Annotated in this window: 17 protein-coding genes and 1 tRNA gene; 11 read left to right on the top strand and 7 right to left on the bottom strand. The window is 66.0% G+C overall.

Annotation, left to right across the window (positions count from 1 at the left end):
- Position 1 precedes the first annotated feature (1 nt).
- On the top strand, positions 2 to 1,222 hold the full coding sequence (locus tag G6N38_RS02085; protein WP_163746027.1) for a L,D-transpeptidase: 1,221 nt from the start codon (positions 2 to 4) through the stop codon (positions 1,220 to 1,222).
- 43 nt (positions 1,223 to 1,265) lie between these two features.
- Here G6N38_RS02085 and G6N38_RS02080 read toward each other — a convergent pair whose 3' ends face one another.
- The 4 genes from G6N38_RS02080 to orn all read right to left on the bottom strand — a co-directional run bounded on the left by G6N38_RS02080 (position 1,266) and on the right by orn (position 4,295).
- On the bottom strand, positions 1,266 to 1,703 hold the full coding sequence (locus tag G6N38_RS02080) for a hypothetical protein (RefSeq protein WP_163746026.1): 438 nt from the start codon (positions 1,701 to 1,703) through the stop codon (positions 1,266 to 1,268).
- A gap of 153 nt (positions 1,704 to 1,856) precedes the next feature.
- On the bottom strand, positions 1,857 to 3,140 hold the full coding sequence (locus G6N38_RS02075; protein ID WP_163746025.1) for a hypothetical protein: 1,284 nt from the start codon (positions 3,138 to 3,140) through the stop codon (positions 1,857 to 1,859).
- A 402-nt stretch (positions 3,141 to 3,542) separates the two neighbouring features.
- Positions 3,543 to 3,615, bottom strand: a tRNA-His gene (locus G6N38_RS02070).
- 44 nt (positions 3,616 to 3,659) lie between these two features.
- Positions 3,660 to 4,295 (bottom strand): oligoribonuclease, encoded by a 636-nt coding sequence (gene orn / locus G6N38_RS02065; RefSeq protein WP_163746024.1) that lies wholly within the window; start codon positions 4,293 to 4,295, stop codon positions 3,660 to 3,662.
- Positions 4,296 to 4,369: 74 nt separating this feature from the next.
- Here orn and G6N38_RS02060 point away from each other — a divergent pair, with 74 nt between their 5' ends.
- Positions 4,370 to 5,938 carry a helicase HerA-like domain-containing protein gene (locus G6N38_RS02060; RefSeq protein WP_163746023.1) on the top strand — a complete coding sequence of 523 codons (1,569 nt, stop codon included), beginning with the start codon at positions 4,370 to 4,372 and terminating at the stop codon, positions 5,936 to 5,938.
- Positions 5,939 to 5,947: 9 nt separating this feature from the next.
- Here G6N38_RS02060 and cmrA read toward each other — a convergent pair whose 3' ends face one another.
- Positions 5,948 to 6,754, bottom strand: a complete 807-nt coding sequence (cmrA, locus tag G6N38_RS02055; protein WP_163746022.1) for a mycolate reductase — start codon at positions 6,752 to 6,754, stop codon at positions 5,948 to 5,950.
- 23 nt (positions 6,755 to 6,777) lie between these two features.
- Between cmrA and G6N38_RS02050 the strand changes: the two genes are divergently transcribed.
- Positions 6,778 to 8,100, top strand: coding sequence for an MFS transporter (locus tag G6N38_RS02050; protein ID WP_163746021.1), 1,323 nt, complete (start codon positions 6,778 to 6,780; stop codon positions 8,098 to 8,100).
- Here the strand turns inward: G6N38_RS02050 and G6N38_RS02045 are convergent.
- Positions 8,097 to 8,846 (bottom strand): MmpS family transport accessory protein, encoded by a 750-nt coding sequence (locus G6N38_RS02045; protein ID WP_163746020.1) that lies wholly within the window; start codon positions 8,844 to 8,846, stop codon positions 8,097 to 8,099. The genes G6N38_RS02050 and G6N38_RS02045 overlap by 4 nt on opposite strands.
- A 114-nt stretch (positions 8,847 to 8,960) precedes the next feature.
- Between G6N38_RS02045 and G6N38_RS02040 the strand changes: the two genes are divergently transcribed.
- From G6N38_RS02040 to G6N38_RS30170, 3 genes are all read left to right on the top strand, one after another.
- Positions 8,961 to 10,859 (top strand): alpha/beta hydrolase family protein, encoded by a 1,899-nt coding sequence (locus G6N38_RS02040; RefSeq protein WP_246227634.1) that lies wholly within the window; start codon positions 8,961 to 8,963, stop codon positions 10,857 to 10,859.
- A gap of 61 nt (positions 10,860 to 10,920) precedes the next feature.
- A complete protein-coding gene (locus tag G6N38_RS30575) occupies positions 10,921 to 11,130 on the top strand; it encodes a hypothetical protein (RefSeq protein WP_163746019.1) in 210 nt (69 codons plus the stop codon).
- A gap of 40 nt (positions 11,131 to 11,170) precedes the next feature.
- Entirely contained in the window at positions 11,171 to 11,326 is a 156-nt protein-coding gene (locus tag G6N38_RS30170) for a DUF6131 family protein (protein ID WP_170314140.1), read from the top strand.
- Here the strand turns inward: G6N38_RS30170 and G6N38_RS02030 are convergent.
- A complete protein-coding gene (locus G6N38_RS02030) occupies positions 11,314 to 11,949 on the bottom strand; it encodes an SACE_7040 family transcriptional regulator (protein ID WP_163751747.1) in 636 nt (211 codons plus the stop codon). The two genes, G6N38_RS30170 and G6N38_RS02030, sit on opposite strands and share 13 nt — an antisense overlap.
- A gap of 96 nt (positions 11,950 to 12,045) precedes the next feature.
- Between G6N38_RS02030 and G6N38_RS02025 the strand changes: the two genes are divergently transcribed.
- From G6N38_RS02025 to G6N38_RS02005, 5 genes are read left to right on the top strand one after another with little or no spacing between them, the layout of a single operon-like run.
- Positions 12,046 to 13,596: a carboxyl transferase domain-containing protein gene (locus G6N38_RS02025; RefSeq protein ID WP_163746018.1), complete on the top strand. Its 1,551-nt coding sequence runs from the start codon at positions 12,046 to 12,048 to the stop codon at positions 13,594 to 13,596.
- Positions 13,597 to 13,598: 2 nt separating this feature from the next.
- The gene (locus G6N38_RS02020; protein WP_163746017.1) at positions 13,599 to 15,575 is read left to right on the top strand and encodes an acetyl/propionyl/methylcrotonyl-CoA carboxylase subunit alpha; all 1,977 of its coding nucleotides are present in this window, start codon (positions 13,599 to 13,601) and stop codon (positions 15,573 to 15,575) included.
- A 13-nt stretch (positions 15,576 to 15,588) separates the two neighbouring features.
- Complete coding sequence (locus tag G6N38_RS02015; protein WP_163746016.1) at positions 15,589 to 16,749, top strand: acyl-CoA dehydrogenase family protein; 1,161 nt, start codon at positions 15,589 to 15,591, stop codon at positions 16,747 to 16,749.
- Entirely contained in the window at positions 16,750 to 17,238 is a 489-nt protein-coding gene (locus tag G6N38_RS02010) for a MaoC family dehydratase (RefSeq protein WP_163746015.1), read from the top strand.
- On the top strand, positions 17,238 to 18,056 hold the full coding sequence (locus tag G6N38_RS02005; RefSeq protein WP_163746014.1) for an HpcH/HpaI aldolase/citrate lyase family protein: 819 nt from the start codon (positions 17,238 to 17,240) through the stop codon (positions 18,054 to 18,056). Before G6N38_RS02010 ends, G6N38_RS02005 begins: the two co-directional genes overlap by 1 nt.
- Positions 18,057 to 18,070: the final 14 nt, after the last annotated feature.

Genomic DNA, 18,070 nt, shown 5'->3' with positions numbered 1-18,070 from the left:
TATGAGACAGGCCGGTTCGGCACACCGCCCACGGTCGCGACGTCGGCTTGCTGCGCTCGCGATGGTCCCGGCCTTGCTGATCGGGCTCAGCGCTTGCGGCAGCGAACCGGCGGCACCCCCGCCGGTCAAGGTCATCGCCGATAAGGGGACGCCCTACGGCGACCTGCTGGTTCCCCAGCTGACGGCGTCGGTCAAGGACGGCGCGGTGGATGTGCGTCTGGACCGGCCCGTGACGGTCAGCGCCACCAGTGGGGTGCTCGGCTCGGTGATGATGGTCAACGAGGCCGGCAAACAGGTGGAGGGCAAGCTCAGCTCCGATGGCGTGACGTGGGCGACCACCGAGCCGCTGGGCTACAACAAGAGCTACACGCTTACCGCCCAGTCGCTGGGCCTCGGCGGGGTGTCGGCCGAGAAGATCACCTTCGAGACGCAGTCACCCGAGAACCTGACCATGCCGTACCTACTGCCCGGTGACGGCGAGACCGTCGGCGTCGGGCAGCCCATCGCGGTGCGCTTCGACGAGAACGTTCCCAACCGGCTCGCCGCCGAGCGCGCCATCAAGGTGACTACCAAGCCGCCCGTCGAGGGCGCCTTCTACTGGCTGAACAATCGTGAGGTGCGCTGGCGCCCGCAGAACTACTGGAAGCCCGGCACCACCGTCGACGTCGCGGTCAACACCTACGGGGTCGATCTCGGCGACGGTCTGTTCGGCCAGCAGAATCTGACGTCGCACTTCACCATCGGCGACGAGGTGATCGCGACCGCCGATGACGACACCAAGACGCTGACCGTCCGGCGCAACGGTGTGGTCGAGAAGACGATTCCGATCTCGATGGGAAAGAACAGCACGCCCACCAACAACGGCGTCTACATCATCGGCGACCGGTTGTCGCACATGATCATGGATTCGTCGACGTACGGCGTTCCGTCCAATTCGCCCAACGGATATCGCACCGAGGTGGACTGGGCCACCCAGATGTCCTACAGCGGCATCTACGTCCACTCCGCGCCGTGGTCGGTAGGGGCGCAGGGCTACTCCAACACCAGCCACGGTTGCCTGAACGCCAGCCCGAGCAACGCGCGGTGGTTCTACGACAACACCAAGCGCGGCGACATCGTCGAGGTTCGAAATACCGTGGGTTCGACACTTCCGGGAACGGAAGGCCTCGGCGACTGGAACATTCCGTGGTCGCAGTGGAAAGCGGGCAATGCGAATGCCTAGCGTCGCGACCGAGTTGACCGCGCACGAAGAGCACTAAGTCCGATTACGCCGATCGCTTGGTGACGATGTGCAGGCCGGTCGCCGCGGTTGCGCTGCGGGCTCTGACCTCAGCGGCAGACGGCAGGCCTTCGTGGCGCCAACGCTCGCACTCATGCTGGACGGCCGCCAGCTCTTCGGTCAGTGAGGCGTGCACAGCTGTGAGGGTCAGCCGATCTCTGGCCGCGGCGGTGTTGCGATAGGTCGACGCCATCACGCTTGCCAGCGCATGCCGTACGCCGAGCACGATCAGCATGGCGGGATGAGAGTCCGGTAGAGGATCGGAGTGCACGGTGCTGTCCCAGATGTCCCAGGCTTGCTCGCAATAGGCCAGCGGGTCGTCGGCGTCGATTGCGTCTATCGCTGACACGAAGGCGTCGAGCCGGTTCACCCAGATACCGGGGTCAAGAGATCCGTCGGGGTCTGTCAATAGTCGAACGCCCATGTCCGTACGTCCCTTCGCGATTGCGTCCCCCCGGACGCCGAGCCATTGTGCAGCGGTTTTCCGCGACATATGGCCTGTACCCGTCAGCCAACGGGCTCAATCAAAAGAGTTTGCTGAGCAGGCGGTGAGGTGGGTGACAGCACCCGAGGCGGCTTACTCGAAAGTCCGCACGAAGGACAGTACGCGCGGCGACAGGTGCGGCGGCATCCACGGCTTGTTCATGGCGCCGGGTGCGGAATGCAACGCGTTCAGGCCGTTCCGGCCCCCGAACCGCTCGATCAGTTCCTTGACGGCCGCAACATCCTCGGCCACGTTCGGGTACAGGATCGCGTCGAGCTGTTCTTGCAGTGAATTCACCTTGGGCTGAATCGCTTTGATCATGTCCAGCACGCTGGGATCGCCGCCCATCAGCACCAGCTCGTCCGGGCCGAGCCACTTCTTCTTGGACTTGGCGAACCGGGCCATGTAGTCGCGATTCAGGCGAATATCCACATCCGGTTCGCCGTGCCGCCGCGCGGTGAACTGATACTGCACCGCGGCACCGTCGCCACGCTGTAGTGGCTCGTACAGCTCGTCGAGCATGCGGTACGCGAACGAGGAGCACTTGACATCGTCGAACAGTCTTTCCACCGCCTTGGCTTCGGCGCTGTCGTAACCGAAGGTCTTTGTCGCGGTTGTGACCGATTGTTCGTGGTGGGTGTGCAGTGCTCCGGTGATGGCGACCAAGGCTGAGCGCATTTTGCTTCTGCGGTCGGCCGTGACGTGCTCATCGAACGTGGAACCCCGACTGGCCTGCAGATCCAGGACGATCCCCAGCACGACATCAGAGAGGGTGTCGCTCTCATCGGTGATGCGCTGCAACGACTCCCGGTTCAGCATTGTGCGCAGCCGATCGTATGCTTCCCGATACTGCCGGTTCTCGGTGTCGGTGAGCGCGCAGACTTTGTCGAACACGATTCCGGAGTCCGATGTCGGCGCCGCGCTCGGAGAGTCGGTCGATTGCAGGCTCGCCACCAAAGCTGCACGCCGTGTCTTTATCTCATCGGCGGCCGGTAGACCGTCCAGCAACCACCGGGCCGACTCCTTTCGGAGGGTGCCCAAACAAGCCTTGAGCGAAGCGTGCATGGTCGATAGCGTCGTGCGATCCCGGGCGACGGGCGTGCGGTAGTAGTCGAGCGTCGCCGCCGTGATGGCGTGGGCCACGGCCTGCAGCCCGCCAAGGGCGACCAGCACCGCGGGGCTGGTTTCAGGCGGGGGATCGGCGGCAACAGCGCTCTGCCAGATCTCCCAGGCCTCCGCGCAGAAGTCGAAAGGATCGTCAGCATCGATGGCACCGAGCGTGAGCAGGAACGCGTCGACCCGGTCGACCCAGACGCGGAGGCATTCCTCGTCCGGGGTGACCCCCCCGGGCGCGCTTTCGTGGTGATCATCGTCCATGATTCAGCCCTCCCCAGCCAAGCCATGCCATCTATTGGTGGACAGTAATCGACGGCCAGATAATCGGCCCGCTTAACTGGCGGAATCAGACTAAATCTTTATCGTTTCGGTGTTTTGCCCTAGGTAATCGGCGGCCGAGGACCGTAGCGACGAAGGGAATCCACGGTTCCTTCGCAGCTAGAGCGGCCGACGCGGTCCAGAGTCGCGATTGCGCTTTTGGATCCGTGGTCATTGTGATGACCGTTTTAAGCGCCCCGCCGGTTGGCAATCCAGTTACGGTAAAGCGCTATTAATGACTGGATCCAACCTGTGTGAAGCCTGCGAAATCGGCGTGTGTAGCAACTAAGCGAGTTTATTTAAAAAGAAAAAGGTCAGGGGCCCAAAAGGGCCCCTGACCTGCTGGGTGGCTGACGGGACTCGAACCCGCGACAGCCAGGATCACAACCTGGTGCTCTACCAACTGAACTACAGCCACCATTGCTGGACACCGTCCTTCGGACGGCAGCAGCGTCGTCGATACTAGCCGTTGTCTGCCTCAACGGCCGAATCCGCACCACCGGTTCCGTCGATCTCGGCGACTGCGCTGGCAATTTCGCTGGTAGACGGTCCCGGCTGGGGCACGAACGCGGTGTGCCGGTAGTACTTCAGCTCACGGATCGACTCCTGGATATCAGCCAGGGCCCGGTGCGCGAGCCCCTTTTCCGGCTGGCCGTAGTAGATCCGGGGGTACCAGCGCCGGCAGAGTTCCTTGATCGAGCTGACGTCGATCATGCGGTAGTGCAGGTAGGAGTCCAGCGCCGGCATGTCCCGGGCGATGAACCCACGATCGGTGGCAATCGAATTGCCCGCCAACGGCGCAGTCTTGGCCTGCTTCACGTGACCGCGGATGTAGTCCAAAACGAGCTGTTCGGCGGCCGCCACGTCGATCGTCGACGCACGGACCTCCTCGGTGAGCCCAGACCGGTGGTGCATCTGCGCGACCACTTCGACCATGCCGTCCAGCGCCTCGTTGTCCGTGTGAATGACGACGTCGATGCCGTCACCGAGGACGTTGAGCTCGGCATCGGTCACCAGGGCCGCGATTTCGATGAGCTTGTCGGTCCGTAGGTCCAGCCCGGTCATCTCGCAGTCGATCCACACCAATTCTTCACGCACAGCGCTCAACCCTAAGCCCCCGCTGGCTTGTAGTGTCGTAGCGGCTATCACCCGAGCGACAACGGAGGCGGGCCATGACCAGCGAATCGACGGTAACGCCTGCCCAGCAGATCGCCGCGGGCTATGCGACCACGGGCGAGGCGCTCGATCTCGGCTCGGTCGTCGTCGACGGTGTGGTCGACCCCGCGGCGCAGGTCCGGATCCCGCTGGCCATGATGAACCGGCACGGCTTGGTCGCCGGGGCCACCGGTACCGGCAAGACCAAGACGCTGCAGGTGATCGCCGAGCAGCTGTCCGCCGCGGGGGTCCCGGTGATGATGGCCGACGTCAAGGGCGACCTGTCCGGTCTGTCGCGGGCGGGGGAGCCCAGTGACCGCACCCTGCAACGAGCCAAGGACACCGGCGACGACGGTTGGACCGGTGCGCCGTTCCCGGTGGAGTTCCTGTCGCTGGGCACTGATGGTATCGGTGTCCCGGTTCGCGCCACGATCTCGGCATTCGGGCCGATTCTGCTGTCAAAAGTGTTGGGGCTCAATCCGACTCAGGAATCAACCCTCGGTCTGATCTTCCACTGGGCCGACCAGCAGGGCCTGCCGCTGCTGGATCTGAAAGATCTACGTTCGGTGATCACCTACCTGACCAGTGATGAGGGCAAGGAAGTCCTGAAGACGATCGGCGGGGTGTCCCCGCAGACCGCGGGGGTCATCTTGCGGGCGCTGGTCAACCTCGAGGCCGACGGTGGTGCCACCTTCTTCGGCGAGCCGGAGCTCGACCCGGCCGACCTGCTGCGCGTCGACGCGCAGGGGCGCGGTGTGATCACCCTGCTCGAACTGGGTGACCAGGCCGCCCGGCCGGTGATGTTCTCGACATTCCTGATGTGGGTGCTGGCCGACCTGTTCACCTACCTGCCCGAGGTCGGCGATATCGACAAGCCGAAGCTGGTCTTCTTCTTCGACGAGGCTCACCTGTTGTTCGCCGACGCGTCCAAGGCGTTCCTGCAGCAGGTCGAGCAGACGGTGAAGCTGATCCGGTCCAAGGGTGTCGGCGTCTTCTTCTGCACCCAGCTGCCGACCGACGTGCCCAATAACGTGCTGTCCCAGTTGGGTGCGCGGGTCCAACACGCATTGCGGGCGTTCACCCCCGACGATCAGAAGGCGCTGTCCAGGACGGTGCGTACCTATCCCAAGACCGAGTTCTACGACCTGGAAACGGACTTGACGTCGTTGGGCATCGGCGAAGCCATCGTCACGGTGCTCTCCGAACGCGGCGCACCGACTCCGGTGGCGTGGACCCGGCTGCGCCCGCCGCAGTCGTTGATGGACACCATCGGACCTGATGCCATCAAGGCCGCGGCCCAATCCAGTCCGCTGTTCGCCAAGTACGGCCAGACCATCGACCGCGAGTCCGCCTACGAGAAGTTAGCGACGAAGTTGGCGCCGCCGCCGCAGGAGCCGGTCGACCTGCCGCCGCTGCTGCCGACCGGCATCGACCTGCCGCCAATGCCGAAGCCCGCGAAGGCCGAGCCCGGTGTGCTCGATCAGGTGATGAACAGCCCGGCGTTCAAGAGCGCGATGCGCTCGGCTGGCACGGTCATCGGCCGCGAGATCACCCGCAGCATCTTCGGCACGGGCCGCCGGCGCTAGATTCGCGAGTTAGTCGCCGCCCAGCTTCTTGTAGACCGCGCCCACGATCGGCGTGACGATCCCGCGCGGGGCGTACCCCGACGCCACCGACATCGCCTTGGACGTCAGCCCCGGTACGATCCGCATCTTGTTGCGCGCCAAGCCGTCCAGTGAGATCCGCGCTGTGTACTCGGTGTTGATCCACAAAAAGTCGGGGATCAGGCGCTCCACCAGTGACTGCTCCGCCGCGTCGGGGAGCTCGGTGCGTACCGGGCCGGGGGCCAGCACGGTCACGTGCACGCCCGAGCCCTTCAGCTCGCCGCGCAGCGACTCGCTGAACGTGTTCGCGAACGCCTTGCTCGCTGCGTAGGTGGCGTTGTTCGGGATCGGCGAGTTCCCGGCGGCCGATCCCGAAATCAGGATCCCGCCGGCTTTGCGGGCCAGCATCCCCGGCAACACGGCCAGCACCAGATCGTGCACGCCGAGCACGTTGAGCTGAACCTGCGCCTGCTCGGCGGCCGGATCCAGCTTGGCCACCGGCCCGAACGTGGCGGTGCCCGCGTTGGCGCACAGGATCGAGATCTCGCGACTGGCCAGCTCGTCAGCCAACGCGGTCCGCGCGGCAGGGTCAGCGAGGTCCACCGGACGCACCTCGACGATCACCCCGTAGCGCTCGGTGAGCTTCGCGGCCAGCGCGTGCAGCACGTCGGCGCGACGCGCGGTGATGATCAGGTGATGGCCGCGGGCGGCGAGTTCGGTGGCGAGCGCTTCACCGATGCCCTGAGAGGCACCGGTGACGACGGCTCGGCTGTCCGGGGCGGGTGCGGGGACTGGCATGCGGCCAGCATATTGTGGCCCGCATGACCAGCCCCCCGCCGGTTGCCCAGACCGCCGGCCGGTCGAAAGTTCTGTCCTGGGCGTTGTGGGACTGCGGTTCCACCGGCATGAACGCCATCGTCACCACCTTCGTCTTCTCGGTGTACCTGACCAGCACCGTCGGCCAGGGCCTTGGTGGCGACACCTCACCGGCCAGCTGGCTGGGCCGAGCCCTGGCCACCGCCGGGCTGACTGTCGCGGTGCTGGCTCCGCTCACCGGGGTTCTGGTCCAGGCGCCGCACCGGCGCCGCGCCGCGCTGACCACCCTGACCGGCCTGGCGGTGCTGGCCACCGCGGCGATGAGCCTGATCCGGGCCGATCCGGCCTACTTTGCGATGGGGCTGCTACTGCTGGCCTTCACCGCGGCGTGCGGAGACCTGGCCAGCGTGCCCTACAACGCGATGCTGCGGCAGCTCACCACGCGTGAGAATTCCGGCCGCATCTCGGGGATCGGGGCGGCTGCCGGGTACTTCGGCAGCGTCGCGCTCCTGATCCTCATCTATGTCGCGTTCATCGCCGGCGACGGCCCCAATCGCGGCCTGCTTTCAGTCCCGGTCACCGATGGGCAGAACGTGCGTGCGGCGATGCTCATGGCCGCGGTGTGGTTCGTCGTGCTCGCCCTGCCGTTGCTGATCACCGCGCACAAGTTCGCCCCGGCAGTCGACCCGGATGCCCAGACTGTCGGCCTGCTCGGCGGCTATCGACGGCTGTGGAACGACCTGCGGGCCGAGTGGCGACGCGATCGCAACCTGGTCTACTACCTGATCGTCAGCGCGATCTTCCGGGACGGGATCGCCGGGGTATTCGCCTTCGGCGCGGTGCTCGGCGTCAGTGTCTACGGAATCTCGCAGGCCAACGTGCTGATCTTCGGCGTGATCGCCAGCACGATGGCGGCCCTCGGTGCGGTTCTCGCCGGTCCCGTCGACGATCGGATCGGCGGCAAGCCGGTGATCGTCGCCTCGCTGGCGTTGATGATCGTCGTCGGCGTGACCCTGCTGTCGCTGTCCGGGCCGGTCGTGTTCTGGATCTGCGGGCTACTGCTGGCGCTCTGCGTCGGACCCGTCACGACGTCGGCACGTACGGTGCTGCTGCGGATGGTCAGCGAGGGGAAGGAGGCCGTCGCCTTCGGTCTCTACACCACCACCGGACGGGCGGCGTCGTTCCTCGCGCCGTGGCTGTTCTTTGTCTTCGTGGACGCCTTCCACGCCGACCGCGCCGGCCTCGGTGGGCTGTGCCTGGTGCTGGCCGTCGGGCTGCTGGGCATGCTTTTGGTCAAGGTGCCCAACGACGGCCGCTCACGTCGTTAACCGGCTCCGGTGCAAATCGTCAGGCCACGGCCGGTGCGTTCGCGCACCTGTGCCCCGTTCACCGACACATTGCAGGTCACGTCGCGTCCGACGTTGACAACGGCGACGCTGGCCGATGTCCGTGCTGGCGCGGGCAGGCTGACTTCCTTGCTCCACGGCAGCATCACGTTGAACTCGGTCTGCATGACGCCACCGGTGTCGACGTAGGTGATGTTGATCGCCCGGCCGTCGCCGGAGACGTTGTAGACAACGGTGTCGGTCCCGGTCGGGCTGGTGGTGCCGCCACCAGGCACCGTCGGCGCGCCCGGAATACCACTGGTCGTCGGCAATGGGGGCAGCGTCGTCGTCGGTATCGAGGTGCTGGCCCGAGGCGGCGCGGACGGGGTCTCGGACAGCGGCGGCAGCGGCGCCACCACCGTCGTCTCCCGGGCCGAGCTGGACACGATCACCAGAGCGATCACCAGCCCCACCACGAGAAGCACCGCGATGCCCGCCGCGATCCACAACCACTTGGGCGATTTGGGCGGGCCGGGCGGCGGCTGGGGCGGCTCGGCAGGCGGATAACCCCCACCCTGGTGCCAGTACGACGGCAGCTGCTCGGTGGGCTGAGTGCCACTCTGGCCGTAGCCCGGTGCGCCATAGCCGGCCCCGTAATACTGACCGGCGTACGCGGGATCGGGGTTCGGCGAATAGCCGCCGCCGGCCTGCGTCGGGTCAGACCATCCTGGTCGACGCGGATCGTTCATGCCCACCTCATGGTTGCCCAGGCTACCTGCGCGCGGCAGCCCTCGTCCGGTCCCTGCATGCTCTGCATGTGTTTACCACCGGTGAGAGCCGTGGAACCTAATACCGAGTAACTGATGGCCAGCGGAATGCGAGGCGGAGTGGAACAGGACGTTCGTGCGACGTACGGCGCATCGCTGTCGCCCGATGCGACGGCGTTCGCCTACATCGTGGACGACGGGGGATATCCGCGTGCCGTCCAACGGTTCCTGCGGGGCTGGCGGGCCAGTTCGTCACGTGACGTCGAACTGCCGGTGCTGGGGCCGGTGACCAAGGTCATCCACTCCGCCGACGGGCACTGGCTGGCCTGCCAGGTCGCCCCAGAGGGCAGCACCAGAAGCCAGATATGGGTGGTCACCACCGACCCCGACGACCGGATGGCCCGCCGTATCGACGGAATGGGCGAGGACGGTATGGCGGGCACCGCCGAGTTGATCGCCTGGGACGGCACCCGGGTCTGCGCGATCCTCACCGGTGAGGACGGTGTCGGCCAGTCCTGCCTGATTGACCCCGCCGACGGCAGCGTCACCGTATTGGATCGCCGGTCCGGCGGTCGGCTCGTCGATGCCTGGGCTGGTTCGGCGCTGATCCGGGTTGGTCCCCGCGGCTATCGCGAGCTGATCATGCTGACCGGTCTGACCGAAATCGCTTTACTGCCTTCAGATCCCGGTTCCAATACCGATATGGGCGTGATCCTTGACGATCATCACCCGCGGCGGCTGCGGTCGGGGCCGGACGGTGAGGACACCACGCTGTATCACCCGGCGTACACCTACGGCCCGGACTTCGCGGACGGTTATGTGCGCGCGCTGATTCGCAGCGATAACGGTGCGACACATAGCCGTTTGCTCGAAGTAACCGTCACCCCCGACGGCGTCGCTTATCACGTGGCCGCCGAGCGGCCCGGATACGACCTCGACGAATTCGTGGTCAGCGACGACCTGTCGACGGTCGCGCTGTTGTGGAATATCAACGGCTGCAGTGAATTGCAGATACTCGAGTATGTGGACAACACGCTCACCGAGCCCATCGCGCTGCCCAACCTGGTCGCCGGTGAACTGTCCATCAGTGCGGGTGGATCGATGGTCGCCTTGACCGTGCAGGGCGCTGACCTGCCCCGTACCGTCGAACTCGTCGACCCCCGATCTCGGGAGTGGGAACGCATCGACCGCAAGCCCAGTGTCGGTCCGGTGTCGGCGCGCCCCAGATTGCATACGGTGACCGCGCGCGATGGTCGTTCGCTGTTCGGTTGGCTTTATTGCCCGCCGTCCGGTGTCGAGCAGGTCGGCACGATGATCTACCTGCACGGCGGCCCGGAGGGGCAGGCCCGTCCTTCGCACAGTGAGATTTTCCCGGGGTTGCTGGACGAGGGGATCGCGGTGTTCACCCCGAACGTGCGCGGGTCGGGCGGTCAAGGTCGCGAGTTCGTGCAGGCCGACGACAAGGACAAGCGGTTCGCCGCCATCGACGATGTGGCTGACTGCGCCCGCTATCTCGCCGCCCGCGGTCTGGCTGACCCGAGCCGGATCGCTTGTGCAGGTTGGTCTTACGGCGGCTATCTGACGATGGCGGCGTTGACGTTCCACCCCGAGCTGTTCGTGGCCGGGGTCAGCATCTGCGGGATGAGCGATCTGGGCACGTTTTACCGCAACACCGAGCCGTGGATCGCGACCGCCTCCTATCCCGAATACGGTCATCCCGTCGCCGACCGGGAGCTTCTCGAGGCACTGTCACCGTTGCAGCGGGTGGATGCGTTGGTTGCCCCCCTACTGGTGGTGCACGGTGGCACCGACACCAATGTTCCAGTCACCGAATCCGAGCAGATCGTCGAGGCATTGCGCCTACGCGGCCGCACCGTGCGCTATTTGCTCTTCGATGACGACGGACACGAAATCGTCAAGCGCGAGAACCACGCCGCACTGGCCCGTGCGGTGGCTGATTGGCTGGCTGCGGCGTTTGACGGGCGTGATGTTTAGGAAACTGTCGGCTGGGTAAAACCTTGTGCGCCAAGTGCTACGGACGTTCAAGGAGGACACCATGCGAGGGCGCGGAATCCTAGGCGCGATTGTGATCGTGTGGCTGCTGATTGGAGTCTTTGCTACCTGGCAGCGCGGTTACTTCTCTAACAGCGAAGCCAACTGTGCTACCGCGGGGTCTATCGCCCTGACGGTGGTGGCGGGTCCGCTCAACTATGCGGGAGTCAATCCCACCGTGGGGAGTTGCAACCTGCCCAAGCCCAGCCAGTAGGGGTGAAAAGAGTTCAGCAAGTGACTATTTGGAGGAAGCAATGATCGTTCTTGGAGCAATCCTGCTCATCCTTGGGTTTGTCCTGCATATTCCGATCTTGTGGACCATCGGCGTCATCCTGCTCGTGGTTGGCGCGGTGCTGTGGTTGCTGGGCAGTATCGGACGTCCGGTCGGCGGCCGGCGCTACTGGTATTGACCAACGCCACCACGGGCGTGATGGTCGGCCGAGCGTAACGCCGCCATCGTCATAGCCCGTAACACATCGCGTGAACGCCCCTGGTCGGCCGCTCTGGTCGCCAGGGGCTTCATGCTGTGTGGGGTCGAGTTGAGCAGACCGAACACCGCATGCGCCATCAGCCGGGCATCGGCCTCGTCGAGCTCCGGATTCACTTCGCGTTGCACGTCCACCCAGATCTCGACGTAGCTGCGCTGTGCGCGCCGGACCTGACGCTGTGCCGCGACCGGCAGGTGTGCAAGGTCGCGGTCCTGGATACGGATGAGATCCGACTCGCCCAGGGCGAAGTCGAGGTGGAACTCGATCAGGCCGGTCAATGCCGCCACCGGCTCATCGGCCTGCGCGACGACGGTGCGGGCGCCGGCCAGCAGTCGGGTGCTGATGCCGACCAGGAGTTCGACCAGGAGCGCTTCCTTGTTGGGGAAGTGGCGGTAGATCGCCGGGCCGCTGACCCCGGCCGCGGCGCCGATGTCCTCGAGCCGTACGGCCAGGAAACCACGCTCTGCCATCAACCGCTCCGCGGCTGCCAACAGCGCAGACCGGCGATCCGACTTCTGCCTGCTTCGGCGGGTGGGGGTGTCGATGGGGGCCCTCCGACAAGACGTCTGGACGTTTCGGTTAATCTTCACTAACCTTACACGAGTTAGTCGTCATTAACTCAATTCGACGGGACATCGACGATGACATCAGCAGCCGCCAACCGTGAGGCGCATCTGCAACTTGTCGAGCAGCTGCGCGGCAAGCTGGCCGCGGCCGCCCTCGGCGGGCCGGAACGTGCGCGTGAGCGACATGTCGCGCGCGGCAAGCTGCTGCCGCGCGACCGGGTGGACGGGCTGCTGGACCCCGGCAGTGCGCTGTTGGAGGTTGCCCCGCTGGCCGCCGACGGCATGTACGACGACGAATGCCCGGCCGCCGGGATCATCACCGGCATCGGCCGGGTGTCCGGGCGGGAGTGCATGATCGTCGCCAACGATGCGACGGTCAAAGGCGGCACCTACTACCCGGTAACGGTCAAAAAGCATTTGCGCGCCCAGGAGATTGCGCTACAGAACCGGCTGCCATGCCTGTATCTCGTCGACTCCGGCGGTGCCTTCTTGCCCCGCCAGGACGAGGTGTTCCCCGACCGCGATCACTTCGGCCGCATCTTCTACAACCAGGCCACCATGAGTGCGGCCGGCATCCCGCAGATCGCCGCCGTGCTGGGCTCCTGTACCGCCGGTGGCGCCTATGTTCCCGCGATGAGCGACGAGGCCGTCATCGTGCGCAATCAGGGCACCATCTTCCTGGGCGGCCCGCCGCTGGTGAAGGCCGCGACCGGCGAAGTGGTCACTGCCGAGGAGCTTGGCGGCGGCGACCTGCATTCCAAGACCTCCGGCGTCACCGACCATCTGGCCAACGACGACCGCGACGCACTGCGCATCGTCCGCCGCATCGTCGCCACGCTCGGCCCGCGCGAACCGCGGCCGTGGGACGTCCGGCCCGGCGGCGAGGCGATCGCCGATCAGCATGAGCTGTACGACGTCGTCCCGGTCGACGCCCGGGTGCCCTATGACGTGCACGAGGTGATCACCCGCATCGTCGACGGCGGCGAATTCAGTGAATTCAAAGCCGAATACGGCACCACCCTGGTCACCGGATTCGCCCACATCCACGGCCACCCGGTCGGCATCGTCGCCAACAACGGCGTGCTGTTCGGTGAATCCGCGCTCAAGGGAGCGCATTTCATCGAGCTGTGCGACAAGCGGATGGTGCCGCTGCTGTTCCTGCAGAACATCACCGGTTTCATGGTCGGCCGCGACTACGAGGCCAGCGGTATCGCCAAGCACGGCGCCAAGATGGTGACGGCGGTGGCCTGCGCCCGGGTGCCCAAGCTCACCGTTGTGATCGGCGGCTCGTACGGCGCCGGCAACTACTCGATGTGCGGGCGGGCCTATTCGCCCCGCTTCCTGTGGATGTGGCCCAACGCCCGGATCTCGGTGATGGGTGGCGAGCAGGCGGCGTCGGTGCTGGCCACCGTGCGCGGAGAGATGACACCCGAAGAAGAAGAGGCTTTCAAGGCGCCGATCCGCGCCCAGTACGAAGATCAGGGCAACCCGTACTACTCGACCGCACGGCTGTGGGACGACGGCGTTATCGATCCTGCCGACACCAGAACTGTTCTGGGGCTGGCACTCTCGGTGACCGCCAACGCGCCCGTCGAATCCGTGTCCTACGGCGTCTTCAGGATGTGACGATGTTTACCACTGTGCTAGTCGCCAACCGCGGGGAGATCGCGGTGCGCGTCATCCGGACGCTGAAGACGAGGGGCATCCGCTCGGTCGCCGTCTACAGCGACGCCGACGCCGGCGCCCGCCATGTCACCGAGGCCGACGTCGCGGTGCGCATCGGCCCCCCGCCGGCCCGGCAGAGCTACCTGGACATCGACGCAGTCGTGAACGCGGCGCTGCGCACCGGTGCGCAGGCTGTCCATCCCGGCTACGGATTCCTCTCGGAGAACTCTGATTTCGCCGCCGCACTGGAACGGGCGGGGGTGGCGTTCATCGGGCCGCCGTCGGGCGCGATCCGCACGATGGGCGACAAGATCGCCGCCAAGGCGGCGGTGTCGGCGTTCGGGGTTCCGGTGGTGCCGGGCATCGCCCGTCCGGGTCTGACCGATGCCGAACTCATCGAGGCCGCCGGTGACATCGGTTTCCCGATCCTGGTCAAGCCGTCGGCGGGCGGCGGCGGCAAGGGCATGCGACGCGTCGATGACGCCACTGAGTTGCCCGCCGCGCTGGCCGCGGCACGGCGCGAATCCGGCGCGGCATTCGGCGACGACACGCTGTTCCTTGAGCGCTTCGTCTTGCGGCCCAGGCATATTGAGGTCCAGGTGCTGGCCGACGGATTCGGGACCGTGCTGCATTTCGGTGAGCGGGAGTGCAGTTTGCAGCGCCGTCACCAGAAAGTCATCGAGGAAGCGCCGTCCCCGCTGCTGGATCCCGATACCCGCGCGCGCATCGGCGCGGCCGCCTGTGACACCGCCCGCAGCGTCGACTACGTCGGTGCGGGCACCGTCGAATTCATCGTCTCCGCCGACCGGCCCGACGAGTTCTTCTTCATGGAGATGAACACCCGGCTGCAGGTCGAGCACCCCGTCACCGAGATGGTCACCGGACACGACCTCGTCGAGTGGCAGGTGCGCATCGCGGCAGGGGAGGAGCTGCCCATCACCCAAGACGACATTGTGATGGACGGGCATGCGATCGAAGCCCGCATCTACGCCGAGGATCCCGCAGCCGGCTTCCTGCCCACTGGTGGGCCGGTACTGGGACTGTTGGAGCCGTCCGGGACCGGCATTCGGGTGGATTCCGGCCTGGCGCAAGGTATGACGGTCGGCAGCGATTACGACCCGATGCTCTCGAAGGTGATCGCCTACGGCGCGGACCGGGCCACCGCATTGCGCACCCTCGATCGTGCGCTCTCACAGACCGCGGTGCTGGGGGTCGGCACCAACATCGAGTTCCTGCGTTTCCTGTTGGCCGACGACGACGTGGCCGCCGGGCGGCTCGACACCGGCCTGATCGATCGCACAGTGTTCACCGGCGAGCCGCTCGGTGACCACGCGTTCATCGCCGCGGCGGCCTGCCGCTGGCTGCAGCGCTGGCCGGCCGGGACGGCTGACCTGTGGGATGTGCCGTCGGGCTGGCGGATCGGCGCGCCCGCGCCGACGAGCATTCGGCTGCGCGGTGGCCAGCGCACCGACCACGTGCACATCACCGGCACACCAGCCGACGCGGTAGTCCTCATCGAAGATGGTGAAAGCCGTTCACTGTCGGTCGCGTTGGTCGGCGAGGAGCTCGCCGTCACCGTCGACGGCATCCGCAGCATCTACACGGTGGCCGTTGACGGTCACCAGATCTGGCTGGCCGGCGCCGGCCGGACGGTGGTGCTGGAGGAGATGCGAGAGGCGCCCGTGCGCGCCGATGACGAGGTTGGCGGTGACGCCGAACTCCTCAGCCCGATGCCCGGCTCGGTTGTGGCGGTGGGTGTTTCCAACGGCGACCAGGTCATCGCGGGCACCGTGGTGGTCGCGGTCGAGGCGATGAAGATGGAGCATTCGCTGACCGCACCGGTCGATGGGGTGGTCGAACTGCACGTCTCTGTCGGCGATCAGGTCAAGGTGGGACAGCTGCTGGCCAAGGTCACGGCCACCCAGAAAAGTGAGAAGTAGAGAAGGTGCGACAATGACTGACTTCCTTTCCACGGGAACACTTCCCGACGAGTACGCTCAGCTGGCCAAGACGGTGCGCGATTTCGCGCGCACCGTGGTCGCCCCGGTGGCGGCCGAACACGATGCGCAGCACACGTTCCCCTACGCGGTCGTGGCGGGGATGGCCGAGATGGGCCTGTTCGGTCTGCCGTTCCCGGAGGAATATGGCGGCATGGGCGGCGACTACTTCGCCCTGTGCCTGGCGCTCGAAGAGCTTGGCAAGGTCGATCAGAGCGTGGCGATCACGCTGGAGGCCGGGGTCTCGCTGGGCGCGATGCCTGTCTACCGGTTCGGCAACGAGGCGCAGAAGCAAGAATGGCTACCGCTGCTGACCAGCGGTCAGGCCCTCGGGGCGTTCGGTCTCACCGAGGCCGGTGGCGGCACCGATGCGGGCGCCACCAAGACCACCGCGCGCCTGGATGACGGGCACTGGGTGATCAACGGGACCAAGCAGTTCATCACCAACTCCGGTACCGACATCACCCGTCTGGTCACCGTCACCGCGGTCACCGGGGGCTCCGGTGACCACCGCGAGATCTCCTCGATCCTGGTGCCGGTGCCGACCGCGGGCTTCACCGCCGAGCCCGCCTACGACAAGGTCGGCTGGAACGCCTCAGACACCCACCCGCTGACCTTCGATGACGTCCGGGTGCCGGCGGAGAACCTCCTCGGCGAGCGTGGCCGGGGCTACGCCAACTTCCTGCGGATCCTCGATGAGGGGCGGATCGCGATCGCGGCGCTGTCGGTGGGTGCGGCGCAGGGTTGCGTCGACGAAAGCGTGAAGTACGCCGCCGAGCGAGCCGCGTTCGGCCAGCCGATCGGGAAGTTCCAGGCCATCGAGTTCAAGATCGCCCGCATGGAGGCTCGCGCGCATGTGGCCCGCACCGCCTACTACGACGCGGCGGCCCTGATGCTGGCGGGCAAGCCGTTCAAGAAGGAGGCGGCGATCGCCAAGATGATCGCCAGCGAGGCCGCTATGGACAATGCCCGCGACGCCACCCAGATCCACGGCGGCTACGGTTTCATGAACGAGTACACCGTGGCCCGGCACTACCGGGACAGCAAGATCCTCGAGATCGGGGAAGGGACAACCGAAGTGCAGCTGATGGTGGTCGCCCGGCAGATGGGACTGTAGGTGAGCGAGTCCTCTGAGGAGAAGGTCGTCGTCCAGCGCGGCTTGTGGTTCGAGGAATTCGAGATCGGTGTGCGCTACGTGCACGCCCCCGGCCGCACCATCACCGAGGCCGACAACGTCTTTTTCACCACCTTGACGATGAACACCCAGGCGCTACATCTCGATGCGGCGTTCTCCGACGCACTGCCGCCGTTCAACCAGCGGCTGGTGAACTCGATGTTCACCCTGTCCACGTTGGTGGGTCTGTCGGTGACGCAGCTGACGCAGGGCACCATCGTCGGCAACCTCGGTTTCTCCGACATCGCCTTCCCCAAGCCACTTTTCCACGGCGACACGATGTATGCCGAGACCGTCGTCACTGACAAACGCGAGTCCAAGAGCCGTCCCGGTGAAGGTATCGTCACGTTCGCGCACACCGCCCGCAACCAGCACGGTGACATCGTCGCGACGGCCAGCCGCAAGACCATGGTGCGAAAGAAGCCCGCCTGATGGCACTCGACAACCCAGGTCCTGCGTGGCTGTTCTGCCCCGCCGATCGCCCCGAGCGATTCGAGAAGGCCGCTGCCACAGCAGATGTCGTAATCCTCGACCTCGAGGACGGGGTGGCGGCCAAGGACCGGGAGGCCGCCCGCGAAGCGTTGGTGGCAACCCAGCTCGATCCCGGCCGCACCGTCGTGCGGGTCAACCCGTCCACCACGCCTGACCATCCGCTCGATCTCGAAACGCTGGCCCGCACGCCGTACACCACCGTGATGCTGGCCAAGACCGAATCCCGTGAGCAGGTGGCCGCGCTGGCGCCGCTGGATGTCGTGGTTTTGATCGAAACTCCGTTGGGCGCACTCAACGTCGTCGATTCGACCCGGGCCGAGAACACATTGGCGGTGATGTGGGGCGCCGAGGACTTGTTCGCCGTTCTGGGCGGTACCGCCAACCGCTATCCCGATGGGTCCTACCGCGAAGTCGCACGGCATGTGCGGTCTCAGAGCTTGCTAGCGGCCAAGGCATATGGCCGGCTCGCGCTGGATTCGGTGTTCCTCGACATCAAGAATCGCGACGGCCTGAAGGCCGAAGTCGACGACGCGGTAGCCGTCGGTTTCGACGCCAAAGTGGCGATCCATCCTAGTCAGATCGCGGTGATAAGGGAGGGCTACCTTCCCAGCGCTGAACAGGTAGGTTGGGCGCGACACGTGCTTGAGGCGGCCCGCGATGAACGCGGTGTCTTCCAATTCGAGGGCATAATGGTGGATGCCCCGGTGCTTCGGCGAGCAGAGCGCATAGTCCAGCTAGCGCCCGACCCCGGCCGCTAGCTGGAGCCTGCCAC

Origin of the sequence: Mycolicibacterium helvum (genome assembly GCF_010731895.1) — a bacterium.
Taxonomy (GTDB): domain Bacteria; phylum Actinomycetota; class Actinomycetes; order Mycobacteriales; family Mycobacteriaceae; genus Mycobacterium; species Mycobacterium helvum.
Note: the sequence above shows the minus strand (reverse complement) of the source record. Positions and strands in the feature narration are given on the sequence as shown.